At 65.0% G+C, this 11,133-nt stretch carries 10 protein-coding genes, 1 tRNA gene and 1 pseudogene; 8 read left to right on the top strand and 4 right to left on the bottom strand.

The genetic code is table 11. The features are described from left to right. Positions 1-104: 104 nt before the first annotated feature. Positions 105-437, top strand: a pseudogene (locus ACDP63_RS23145) (integrase core domain-containing protein); the annotation flags it as partial. Between the two features lie 22 nt (positions 438-459). Here the strand turns inward: ACDP63_RS23145 and ACDP63_RS23140 are convergent. Next, positions 460-1,068, bottom strand: coding sequence for a helix-turn-helix domain-containing protein (locus ACDP63_RS23140; protein ID WP_028710979.1), 609 nt, complete (start codon positions 1,066-1,068; stop codon positions 460-462). Between the two features lie 118 nt (positions 1,069-1,186). Between ACDP63_RS23140 and ACDP63_RS23135 the strand changes: the two genes are divergently transcribed. The 6 genes from ACDP63_RS23135 (at position 1,187) to ACDP63_RS23110 (ending at position 7,803) form a co-directional block, all read left to right on the top strand. Next, entirely contained in the window at positions 1,187-1,429 is a 243-nt protein-coding gene (locus tag ACDP63_RS23135; protein WP_240540236.1) for a hypothetical protein, read from the top strand. Positions 1,430-1,628: 199 nt separating this feature from the next. Continuing rightward, the gene (locus ACDP63_RS23130) at positions 1,629-2,702 is read left to right on the top strand and encodes a tyrosine-type recombinase/integrase (RefSeq protein WP_028710941.1); all 1,074 of its coding nucleotides are present in this window, start codon (positions 1,629-1,631) and stop codon (positions 2,700-2,702) included. A gap of 427 nt (positions 2,703-3,129) precedes the next feature. Further along, positions 3,130-4,125 (top strand): ABC transporter substrate-binding protein, encoded by a 996-nt coding sequence (locus ACDP63_RS23125; RefSeq protein ID WP_024846073.1) that lies wholly within the window; start codon positions 3,130-3,132, stop codon positions 4,123-4,125. A 74-nt stretch (positions 4,126-4,199) separates the two neighbouring features. Continuing rightward, the gene (locus ACDP63_RS23120; protein WP_024846074.1) at positions 4,200-5,081 is read left to right on the top strand and encodes an ABC transporter permease; all 882 of its coding nucleotides are present in this window, start codon (positions 4,200-4,202) and stop codon (positions 5,079-5,081) included. Then, positions 5,078-6,124: a glycine betaine/L-proline ABC transporter ATP-binding protein gene (locus ACDP63_RS23115; RefSeq protein ID WP_024846075.1), complete on the top strand. Its 1,047-nt coding sequence runs from the start codon at positions 5,078-5,080 to the stop codon at positions 6,122-6,124. Before ACDP63_RS23120 ends, ACDP63_RS23115 begins: the two co-directional genes overlap by 4 nt. A gap of 200 nt (positions 6,125-6,324) precedes the next feature. Continuing rightward, positions 6,325-7,803, top strand: a complete 1,479-nt coding sequence (locus ACDP63_RS23110) for a nucleobase:cation symporter-2 family protein (protein WP_024846076.1) — start codon at positions 6,325-6,327, stop codon at positions 7,801-7,803. Between the two features lie 279 nt (positions 7,804-8,082). Here the strand turns inward: ACDP63_RS23110 and ACDP63_RS23105 are convergent. The 3 genes from ACDP63_RS23105 to ACDP63_RS23095 form a co-directional block, all read right to left on the bottom strand. Continuing rightward, a tRNA-Glu gene (locus tag ACDP63_RS23105) sits at positions 8,083-8,157 on the bottom strand. Between the two features lie 111 nt (positions 8,158-8,268). After that, positions 8,269-9,483: a Bcr/CflA family efflux MFS transporter gene (locus ACDP63_RS23100; RefSeq protein WP_024846077.1), complete on the bottom strand. Its 1,215-nt coding sequence runs from the start codon at positions 9,481-9,483 to the stop codon at positions 8,269-8,271. 94 nt (positions 9,484-9,577) lie between these two features. Beyond that, positions 9,578-10,273: a carbonic anhydrase family protein gene (locus tag ACDP63_RS23095; RefSeq protein WP_028710973.1), complete on the bottom strand. Its 696-nt coding sequence runs from the start codon at positions 10,271-10,273 to the stop codon at positions 9,578-9,580. 302 nt (positions 10,274-10,575) lie between these two features. Here ACDP63_RS23095 and ACDP63_RS23090 point away from each other — a divergent pair, with 302 nt between their 5' ends. Beyond that, complete coding sequence (locus tag ACDP63_RS23090) at positions 10,576-10,998, top strand: DUF1489 family protein (protein WP_024846079.1); 423 nt, start codon at positions 10,576-10,578, stop codon at positions 10,996-10,998. The last annotated feature ends 135 nt before the right edge of the window (positions 10,999-11,133 follow it).

The raw sequence follows: 11,133 nt of genomic DNA, 5'->3' as shown, positions 1-11,133 counted from the left end.
GCTGTATGGAGGCTACACCGCATCGGGCCAGCTACCCGTGCTGACCAAGCGGGGTCATTATTGGGCGCCGAAAGGGGGGCAAAGTTGCGTGCCGATTGACACACGGGATCGAGTGGCATTACATCGCGCCGGGCAAACCCATGCAGAATGGCTTCGTGGAAAGTTTCAATGGGCGGATGCGGGACGAGTTGCTCAATGAGACCATGTTCCGCAATCTGGCTCACGCTCGCGTCGTAATCGCGGCTTGGGTGACCGACTACAACACCGAACGCCCGCATTCGGCCTTGGGTTACCAGACCCCAGTCGACTATGCGCGCACCCTGACCACCGCAATCGCCCGCCCCGCTGCGCGAGATGAAAGCTCCGCGCGTCGGGCGATTGCTCAATCCGCGCCGATTGGCGTAAATAGCAACCGGGCTCCAGTTGCCGCTGGATGAAAGTTCAGAGGCAGGTCAACGTCTACCGACCGTCATCGGGTGCTTCAGCGAGAGCACGCCGATAACGCAGGCTGTACTCCGTGTGCTCCCAGACCGCATCGGCGATATCCCCTCGCGTGTACTGGGCAGCTGGATTTCCGGTAAGTTGACGTCTTTCTTCACGTTCGGCCAGCACCCTGATGACAACTTCTTGGATGTCGTTGTAGGAGAGCCGTTCCTCACCGTCGTGAATATGCTTCGCAAGGTGCTCCGCCAGCCGAAATGCGTCGTCAAGGATCGGTCCATGATCAATGTAACGTGTGCGTCCGGTCAGGATGAACTCAGCATCAACGTCGGTTGTTGCCGCGATTCGTCTCAGCACTTCGGCGGGCACCTTGGCTGTTTCCTGCGTTTCGTAGGATATGTACGTGCGCTTCGGGATGCGCAGCCGTTCCGCCATCTCTTTTTGCGAGATACCTTTAGGCCCGATCTGCTGACGTATTTGCTTGAGGATGGCGCCGACCGGCGCGACAGGTGCGCGCTCACTCTGCACGTCCGGCGAATCAAAATCGGCGGTTATCCAATCATCCCAGTCGAGATCATCATCGTCAAAGCTGAAATCCACGGCTGCTTCAGGCAGTTTCCCGTCCATCTCGCGACATCTCCCTGCAAAAGGTGCAAGTTCCTGCACTAAAATAAAGGATATTTCTCAAAGTCTTGACCAAAGCGAACCTTGCGTGGTCTCCAGCCTACAGGAAAGGAGACCTGCCATGTCGAAAATTTTCGATCTGGGCCGCACCCCCGAGGAGTGGTCGGCAAAGCTTCGCCCGCGCGGTGTCGAACTGTCGCCACGGACGCTAAGGTCCAAGGCGCGGGAGCACGGACAGTATTTTTCCATCGGGCGCGCCATCTTCATCACCCCCGATCAAATGGATGAGATCCTGCTGCGGGAAGCCGACCGCACATCGCGCTTTGCAGAGCTTCAGCACAACAGCGGCCCAAAGGGGGGATGACATGCCGGCACCAACTACCACTCAGGCTGCGATCCGCCGGGCGCTGGAAGCGGCTAAGGATATCGGGTTGAACGTCGCTGGCTATACTGTGGCGAAAGACGGTACGATTTCTGTGACGGTGGCCGGTGCCGACGCCGGGCAACATGCACGTCCCGCGCCCCGTCAGACCGCCCCGAAATCCTGGGCAACGAGGTAGACCGTGAGAGTGGACTTCCCCGGATTGTTGATCGAGAGCCATCGCAATGGCTCTCCTCGCTATCGCGTCCGCGTCGAGGGCCGGAAGCATGTTCGTATTCACCTTCCGGTCGGACCGGAGGACAAGGACTTCGCCAACTACTATCACGCTGCGCGAGCAGGCGAGAGATGGCTTCCGTCCGAGCCGAAGGCGGTCAAGGGCTCGATTGACTGGCTCTGCGCCGAATACCTGTCCTTTGTCGCGCGGATGGTCGAGGCCGGGCAGATGTCGCCCGCAACGCTGAAGCAACGGCGCAGCGTCTTGCGCCGCCTCTGCGACTATTCGGGCGAGGGTAGCGTGCGCTATGGCGATTTCGACATGGATGCCCCCGCTGCCGCTTTCATCGAAATCCGGGATGCCTGGGCTACGCATCCGGGCGCTGCGGATAATCTCATCAAGACTGTTCGGGCGGTCTATACGTGGGCGCAGGAGCGCGAGTACATCAAGCACAATCCGGCGGCGGCGATAAAGGCCATCAACGTCAATCCTGCTGGGGGCGCCGTCCCCTGGTCCGTCGCCGAACTGAAGAAATTCAGGGAACATCATCCCAGAGGCACGACTGCGCATCTTTGGCTGACGCTGCATGCCTTCACGGCGTGCAGGATCGGGGATGCGATCTGGTTGGGGCGCGCGCAGGAAGTGATGCGCGACGGGCAACTCTGGCTGGGCTGGCAACCCAGAAAGCGCGGATCGGCCTTCGTTTCCATCCCCATGATGCCGCCCCTGATCGCGGCAACTCGTGCAGCCGACGGCCCGGCATACCTTCTGAACGAAAAGGGCAAGCCCTTCGCCAGCGTCGAGGCTCTGCGCGTTCGCGTCCAGCGCTGGTGCAGCGCGGCAGGGATACCGGATCGCTCGTCGCACGGCATCCGCAAGGCGGTGGGAGAGATGATGGCCCAGAACGGGTGCTCGCAGTATCAGGTGATGGCGGTCATGGCTCATACCCAGGCCAAGACCAGCGAAATCTACACCAAGGGTGCTGAGCGACAAACTCTTGCGGCGGATGGCGTTAAGGTGTTGGCCGCGCTAGATTGGTGAGTGTCCCGCAGCATGGATTTGCGGGACACATATGGCAATAATCACTGAAGGAAATGAGGGAATGGGATTCCAGGGTCGCCCACCATTATCCTCCAGACCAGCGGTTTGAATGGTGGATTCGCGGCGCGCGATTCAGCGCCCGGGGGATCGGGATGGGTTGCGTCCGGTGGGCTGCCGACGGCTTGCGTCAGGCCCTCGAACCGACCCGGAGATGGTGGCGCAAATCCCCCGCGGGCAGAAAACCCTGATGCGGATTTGAACTTTTCTCGCGGAACTGTATAATATCGCCCACCGAAATCGGGGCTCATGCCCCATTCCACGCAACAGGGTCGCAATCGACCCGCGGAGGTGACCGGCGCCGCGCGCCGGTTGGTTTCGCCCTGCGCCGCGGCATGCGTGCGCATTGAAAATCCGGAGATCATGTTTGATGGGCAGAATTCTTGCTTCGACCACGCTTGCCTGCTTGGCGCTGACCGTTCCCGCCTTTGCCGCGGATGAGCAATGCGGCAGCATCACCGTCGCGGAAATGAACTGGGCCTCGGCGGGGTTGGCGGCTTGGGTCGACAAGATCATTCTTGAAGAGGGCTACGGATGCGACGTGGGGCTGGTGGCGGGCGATACCATGCCCACCTTCGCCTCGATGAACGAAAAGGGCGAACCGGATATGGCGCCCGAACTGTGGGTCAATGCCGTCAAGGAACCCCTGGACCAGGCGGTCGAGGAGGGACGGATCGTCATCGCCTCGAAGATCCTGTCCGATGGCGGCGTCGAGGGCATCTGGGTGCCGACCTGGCTGGCCGAGGAACATGGCATCCGCACGCTCGCGGACGCGCTGGAGCATCCCGAACTGTTCCCCGGCGCCGAGGACAGCAGCAAGGGCGCCTGGTTCGGCTGCCCCTCGGGCTGGGCCTGCCAGGCGATCAACCGCAACCAGTTCGTCGGCTCGGGCGCCGCGGAAAAGGGGTTCGAACTGGTCGATTCCGGCTCGGCCGCGGCGCTGGACGGCTCGATCGCGCGGGCGGCGAACCGCAAAGAGGGCTGGCTGGGCTATTACTGGGCACCCACCGCGATCCTGGGCCAGTATGAGATGACCCGGCTGGACCTCGAGGCCGAGTTCGACCGCGAACGCTGGGACAGCTGCATGGTCAAGCCCGATTGCGCCGAGCCGGAAGTGACGGAATGGCCGGTCTCGGATGTCTATACCGCCGTGACCCGGGAATTTGCCGACAAGGCCGGCGTGGCCATGGACTATGTCAAGTCCCGCGCCTGGAGCAATGACACCGTCAACGAGATGCTGGCCTGGATGGTCGAGAACCAGGCCAGCAACGAGGACGCCGCCTATGAGTTCCTCGAACGGCACGAGGAGATCTGGACCCAATGGGTGCCCGCCGAGGTGGCCGAAAAGGTCAGGGCCGCCCTGTAATCCGCGCCTTCGCGCCTGACGGGCAAGGCCGCCGCCGCGGTCTTGCCCATTTCCATTTCCAAAGGATGAACGACATGGACCTGATCCGTTTCCCGGAAATGAGCCGCGGGAGCCTGCGCGCGATGCGCCAGACCATCGACAGCGGTTTCCGGGACTTCACCCGCGCCTGGGGCGACACGCTGGAGGCGATCTTCGCGCCGCTGCAAGACCTGCTGACCCTGATCGAGAACCTGCTGATCCGCTCGCCCTGGATCCTGGTGCTGGCGGTGCTGGCGGCGGCGATCTGGCTGGCCAGCCGAAGCTGGAAGATCGCGCTGGGTTCGGTGCTGGCCCTGCTGGTGGTCGGATATTTCGGCATGTGGGAGGACACGATGCGCACCATCGCCATGGTCGCGGTCTGCACCCTGATCGCCGTGGTGCTGGGCATTCCCATCGGCATCCTGATGGCGCAGTCGAACCGGATGAACGCCCTGGTGACGCCGATCCTGGACATGATGCAGACCATGCCGAGCTTCGTCTACCTGATCCCGGTGGTGATGATCTTTGGCCTGGGCAAGGTGCCGGGCGTGATCGCGGTGGTGATCTATGCCATCCCGCCGGTGATCCGGCTGACCAACCTGGGCATCCGCCAGGTGGCGCCGGACGTCCTGGAGGCTGCCGAGGCCTTCGGCTCGTCCAGCTGGCAGAAGCTGCGCGACGTGCAATTGCCGCTGGCGCTGCCGACGATCATGGCGGGCGTCAACCAGACCATCATGATGAGCCTTGCCATGGTCGTCGTCGCCTCGATGATCGGGGTGCGGGGCCTGGGCCAGCCGGTGCTGCAGGCGATCAACCAGCAATATTTCACCATGGGGGTGATGAACGGCCTGGCCATCGTCGCCATCGCCATCATCATGGACCGCACCACGCAGGCCTATGGCAAGCGGCTGCAAAAGCACACGGAGGCGGGCAAATGACCGAGGCGGGCATGCATGACATCGAGATCCGCGACCTTTACAAGATCTTCGGCCCCGAGGCCGGCCGCCATGTCGAGGCGGTCAAGGCCGGGCTGACCAAGGCCGAGCTGAACGACCGGCACAATCACGTCCTGGGCCTGCAGGACATCAACCTGACCATCCCGCATGGCCGGATCACGGTCATCATGGGGCTGTCGGGTTCGGGCAAGTCGACGCTGATCCGCCATATCAACGGGCTGATCCGGCCGACGGCGGGGCAGGTGCTTTACGACGGGCAGGACGTGGTGACGATGACGCCGGCGCAGCTGCGCGACTTCCGCCGGCAAAAGACCGCGATGGTGTTCCAGAAATTCGCGCTGCTGCCGCATCGCACCGTGCTGCGCAACGTCGCCTATGGGCTGGACATCCGCGGCATCGCCGAGGCCGAGGAGCGGGCGCGGCACTGGATCGGCCGCGTCGGCCTGCAGGGCTACGAGGAATACTATCCCCGCCAGCTTTCCGGCGGCATGCAGCAGCGCGTGGGCCTGGCGCGGGCGCTGGCCAATGATGCCGAGATCCTGCTGATGGACGAGGCCTTTTCGGCGCTGGACCCGCTGATCCGCATGGACATGCAGTCGATCCTGCTGGAATTGCAGCAGGAATTGCGCAAGACCATCATCTTCATCACCCATGACCTCGACGAGGCGCTGCGGCTCGGCGACAAGATCGCCATCCTGCGCGACGGCGCCATGGAGCAGGTGGGCGACGGGCAGGAGATCGTGCTGCGCCCCGCCAACGCCTATATCGCCGAGTTCGTGCGCGAGGTGAACCGCGGCCGCATCATCGAGGCGCGCACCATCGCCGCCCCCGCCGCCGATGGGCGCGCGCTGCCCGGCTTTGCCGTCAAGGCGCGCTCGCGGCTGGACCTGGTCGCGCGCCGCATGACCAAGGCCGGCGTGTCCGAGGCGCAGGTCCGCGACGGCGACAGGCTGGTCGGCATCATCGACCTGCCCTCGATCCTGGAGGCGATGGTCAACCCGGCCGATGCGGCCAACGACGACTGAAGCCCTGCGTCCCTGGCCCAGGCTTGTGGCAGGGCGGAAACCCTGCCGCGGGCCTGGTCCGCCGCGCCCCCGGCCGTGCCGACTTTCTACTGTATTTTAAGTCAGCATATAGATTTCTGTAAAAGTCACCCCCGGCTTATCCCGATAAGTTCCGCCAATCTTTACAGGGAGAGCGTCTGCTTGCGGAGAAAGAGGGGGAGATGACTGTGCAAACGGCAACGAATGCAGAAGCGGGGCCGATCCGGCCCGAGGACGAACGGCTGGGCCTTGCCGCCAACCTGGCCTATGGCATGCAGCACATCCTGACCATGTATGGCGGCATCGTGGCGGTGCCGCTGATCGTCGGCCAGGCCGCCGGCCTGTCGCCCGCCGACATCGGGTTGCTGATCACGGCATCCCTGTTCGCCGGCGGGGTCGCGACCATCCTGCAAACCATCGGCCTGCCCTTCTTTGGCTGCCAGCTGCCGCTGGTGCAGGGCGTTTCCTTCGCCGGGGTCGCCACCATGATCGCCATCTCGGGCAATGGCGGCATACAGGCGATCTTCGGTGCGGTCATCGCCTCGTCGCTGCTGGGCCTGCTGATCACGCCGGTGTTTTCCCGCATCACCCGCTTCTTTCCGCCGCTGGTGGCGGGGATCGTGATCACCACCATTGGCCTGACGCTGATGCCGGTCGCCGGCACCTGGGCGATGGGCGGCGACCGCAACGCGGCCGATTTCGGCAGCCCGGCCAATATCCTGCTGGCGGGCGTGACGCTGGCCATCGTGCTGCTGCTCAGCAAGGTCGGCAATGCCGCGATCTCCCGGCTGTCGATCCTGCTGGCGCTGGTGATCGGCACGGCCATCGCCTATGCGACCGGCATGACCGATTTTTCCCAGGTCGGGCAGGGGCCGGTCTTTGCGCTGCCGCAGATCTTTCATTTCGGCTATCCGACCTTCGGCGTCGCGGCCACCATCTCGATGTTCATCGTCATCCTCGTGACCCTGGTCGAGACCTCGGCGGATATCTTCGCCGTGGGCGAGATCGTCGAGACCAAGGTGGACGGGCGGCGGCTGGGCGACGGGCTGCGCGCCGACATGCTGTCGAGCATGCTGGCGCCGGTTGTCGGCTCGTTCACGCAAAGCGCCTTTGCCCAGAATGTCGGCCTGGTGGCCGTGACCGGTGTCAAGAGCCGCTATGTCGTGGCGACGGGCGGGCTGATCCTGGTGGCGCTGGGGCTGTTCCCGGTGATGGGCCGGATCGTCGCGGCGATTCCCAGCCCGGTGCTGGGCGGGGCCGGCATCGTCCTGTTCGGGACGGTTGCGGCCAGCGGCATCCGCACCCTGTCCAAGGTCGATTACGCCAACAACATGAACCTGATCATCGTGGCGACCTCGATCGGCTTCGGCACCATCCCGATCGTGCTTCCGGCCTTTTACCACCAGTTCCCGGCCTGGGTCGAGACGATCTTCCATTCGGGTATCAGTTCCTCGGCGCTGATGGCGATCACGCTCAACCTGCTGTTCAACCATTTCACGGCCGGCAATTCCGACCAGCCCTCGGTCTTCGGTGCCGCGGCGGAACGAACCATCCGCTATACCGACATCGCCCAGCTCGAGGACGGGGATTATTTCATGGACGGCCGGCTTTACGACGCGAACGGCAATGAGGTGCCGCTGATCCGGCCGGCCAGCCACTGATCGCAAGGCGGGCCGCCTTCCTGGCGGCCTGCCCGTATCCGGTCCGAACCGCCGCCCGTCAGCGGCAGGCCCGTGCCGGGATATTCCAGGCTGACCACGGGCCGGTGCCACAATGCCACCCGCGGGCCGGCCAAGCCTCGCGCCCGCGCAATACGGCCGCGGCCGGCAGGCCACCCCAAGCACCATGGCCGGGTCGGTCGCATTTCGTGCCTATGCGCCCTGCCGCCTGACCCAGGCGGATTGCGCAAGGCGGGATCGGGATCGGGGTAAAAGGGAAAGTGGCAGCCCGTAGGGGAGTCGAACCCCTCTTTTCAGGTTGAAAACCTGACGTCCTAACCGATAGACGAACGGGCCATGCCTGCGCCTGCACCTTGGCCGGCGACACGGCTGCTCTTTAGGCCAGCTTCGGCGGCTGCGCAAGGGGGCGCGGTGCATTCCCTGTGGGTAACTCGCGCTCCGGCGCCGTCAGCCCTCGCGCACGCCGCGCATCAGCATCAGCGCCAGCCCCGAGCAGACCAGCGTCGCCAGGACGATGGGCCGTGCCGTGCCGTCGTAAAGCAGGCCGACCGGCGCCGCGATCAGCACCGCGCCCAGCGTCGAGATCGCCCCGATCACCGAGGCCGCCATCCCCGCCACATGGCCCATGCGCTGCAAGGCCATGGCATTGAGGTTGCCGAAGGTCACGCCGGCCATGAAGAACACGCTGACCGCCCAGAAGAAGAAGGCCGGAAAGCGCAGCGCCTCGGGCAGCAGGTCGCAAAACACCAGCACCGTCATCAAGCCCGAGACCAGCACCTGCATGCCATAGGCCCAGCCCACGATCCGCCGCATGCCCAGCCGTACGACATAGCGCGCGTTCAGCACCGTGCCGCTGCCCGACAGCAGCGCCATGGCGGCGAACCACAGCGGGAAGCTGTCGCCCTTGCCATAGGTGTCGACGAAAAGCTGCTGGGCCGAACTCAGCAGCGCGAACATCTGCCCGAAGCCCAACGTCATCACCACCGTCACCAGCTGCACCTGGCCGTTGCCCATCACCTCGCGCGCCGCGGCGACCAGGCTGCGCGTGTTCAGCGGCCGGCGCGCGGTCTCGGGCAGGGTCTCGGGGCGGCGCAGGTTCAGCCACAGGCTGCCGATCAGCGCCAGCACCACGAAAGAGCCGAACACCCCGCGCCAGCCGACGAAATGGATCACCACCGCCCCGATCGAGGGCGCCACCGCCGGCACCAGGATGAAGACCATCATCACGAAGCTGGTGATCCGCGCCATCTCGCGGCCCTGGTACAGGTCGCGCACCATGGCCAGCGCCACGATCCGCGGCGCGGCGGCGCCGATGCCCTGCACGAAACGCGCCGCCAGCAATAGGTCCAGCGAATCGGCAAAGATCGCCGCCACGGCGGCGATGGCGTAAAGCGCAAAGCCGGCGGTGATGACCGGCTTGCGCCCCAGCGCGTCGGAAAGCGGCCCGCCGACCAGCAGGCCCATCCCCAGCCCGCCCACGAAAGAGGTCAGTACGAGCTGCGCGCGGTTGACGTTTCCGGGTGTCAGGGCGGCCGCGATCTCGGGCAGGGCGGGCAGCATGGAATCGATCGAAAAGGCGATGACGGCAAAGATCAGCGCCAGCATCGCGATGAACTCCGGCAGGGGCTGGCTGCGGGGCGGTCGAGCAATCGGGTCGGGCATGACGGTTTCCATGGCAGGGCAGCTTGCGGCCTATCCCCGCAGGCCCCCAGGTTCAACCCCTGGGGGCGCCCGGCATCCTCCCGGCGCTTTCCGCTTACAGGAAGCGGATTTCCCCCGTGGCGATGTCATGCATCGCGGCCATCACCACGATTTCGCCCGCATCGGCCATGTCCTTCAGGATCGGGCTTTCCGACAGGATCTTGGCCACGGTCAGTTCGGCATTCTTCTCGGCCACCTTCTGCACCAGAGCCTTGTCCTTCGATGTGCGATTGGTCGGGGCAACGGCCGCGACGGCCGGCTCGATCAGTTGCAGAGCATGGGTCAGATGGCCCAGTTCGACCTTGTCGATCGCGCCCTTGACCGCGCCGCAAGAGCTATGGCCCAGCACGACGATGGCCTTGGAGCCCGAGACCTTGCAGGCGAATTCCAGGCTGCCGATGATGTCGGTGTTCACACAATTTCCGGCGATGCGCGCGGTGAACAGGTCGCCGATCTTCTGGTCAAAGACCAGTTCCGGCGGCACGCGGCTGTCGATGCAGCCCACGACCGCGGCTATGGGATATTGCCCTTCCGAGGTTTCGCGCACCATCGCGTTCAGATCGCAGTTCCGCATTGCTCCGGCGGCGAAGCGGGCATTGCCCTCTTTCAGCGCCGCGATGACATCGGCGGGGGACATGCCGGCCTGCCGGGCCTGCGTCGGCATGAGGCAGGCGGTTTCCGCCCGGGCCGCGCCGGCGGAAGCCAGCGTGAGCGAAGCGGTGCTGCAAAGGAACATGCGGCGGTTGATCATGGGTTACTCCTCCCGTTGTGTTCATGGGTTCACAGCCCAAGGAGGCCGGGCGCGCGGACTGCACCGGCCCGGACTGCACCGGACTGCATTGTTTTGCAATATTTCTCTTGAATGAACGCTGTCTGGCCAAAGAACCGGATTCGGCCTAGCGCCCATGCTGTCGCAGGGCGGTCATCGCCTCGGGGGAATCGGCACGCTCCGGCCCGGCCGCGCCTCGTCCTGCTTGCCGGCCGCCGCGCAGCGATCATGGCGCCGGCGCGCAGGTCCATTGCACCCGCCCGCCGCCGGGCTATATCTGGCGCATGAGCGCGTCCCTGAATCTGATGAAACTCTGCGTCGGCTGCGACGATCCGGCCGAACTCGCGGCATGGCAGAAACACCGTTTCGGCGGCGGCCCGGCCCGCCACGTCACCCGCATGTGGCCCAGGCGCGAGGCCGAATTGCTGGACGGCGGCTCGATCTATTGGGTGTTCAAGGGCGTGATGCAGGCCCGCCAGCGCATCCTGGATTTGCAGGAGGTGCAGGGCGAGGACGGCATCCGCCGCTGCGCGCTGATCCTCGACCCGGAACTGGTGCGCGTCGCGGCCGTGCCGCGCCGGCCCTTTCAGGGCTGGCGCTATCTGCCCGGCACCGAGGCCCCGCCCGACCTGCCGGCAGGACGCGGGGCCGAGCCGGACCTGCCCCCTGAAATCGCCAGGGCGCTGGCCGAGATGGGCCTGCGCTGAGCCGGCCGATGGCGGCGCCTCATGCCCGCTGCCCGGTATATGCGTTGATGGCTTCCTGGAAGGGTATGATGCCGATGGTGCTTCCGTCGGCGGTCTGGACGCGCAGGGCCTGCAGGCGGCTTGCGGCCATGTGCT

The organism is Paracoccus sp. P2 (genome assembly GCF_046335115.1).
Lineage (GTDB): Bacteria > Pseudomonadota > Alphaproteobacteria > Rhodobacterales > Rhodobacteraceae > Paracoccus > Paracoccus pantotrophus.
Note: the sequence above shows the minus strand (reverse complement) of the source record. Positions and strands in the feature narration are given on the sequence as shown.

What these genes read in the sequence shown, in the direction of transcription:
- ACDP63_RS23115 (WP_024846075.1), top strand. Translation starts at nt 5,078, where the DNA reads ATGACCGAGGCGGGCATGCATGACATCGAGATCCGCGACCTTTACAAG.
- ACDP63_RS23090 (WP_024846079.1), top strand. Translation starts at nt 10,576, where the DNA reads ATGAGCGCGTCCCTGAATCTGATGAAACTCTGCGTCGGCTGCGACGAT.
- ACDP63_RS23135 (WP_240540236.1), top strand. Translation starts at nt 1,187, where the DNA reads ATGTCGAAAATTTTCGATCTGGGCCGCACCCCCGAGGAGTGGTCGGCA.
- ACDP63_RS23140 (WP_028710979.1), bottom strand. Translation starts at nt 1,068, where the DNA reads ATGGACGGGAAACTGCCTGAAGCAGCCGTGGATTTCAGCTTTGACGAT.
- ACDP63_RS23125 (WP_024846073.1), top strand. Translation starts at nt 3,130, where the DNA reads ATGGGCAGAATTCTTGCTTCGACCACGCTTGCCTGCTTGGCGCTGACC.
- ACDP63_RS23120 (WP_024846074.1), top strand. Translation starts at nt 4,200, where the DNA reads ATGGACCTGATCCGTTTCCCGGAAATGAGCCGCGGGAGCCTGCGCGCG.
- ACDP63_RS23100 (WP_024846077.1), bottom strand. Translation starts at nt 9,483, where the DNA reads ATGCCCGACCCGATTGCTCGACCGCCCCGCAGCCAGCCCCTGCCGGAG.
- ACDP63_RS23095 (WP_028710973.1), bottom strand. Translation starts at nt 10,273, where the DNA reads ATGATCAACCGCCGCATGTTCCTTTGCAGCACCGCTTCGCTCACGCTG.
- ACDP63_RS23110 (WP_024846076.1), top strand. Translation starts at nt 6,325, where the DNA reads ATGACTGTGCAAACGGCAACGAATGCAGAAGCGGGGCCGATCCGGCCC.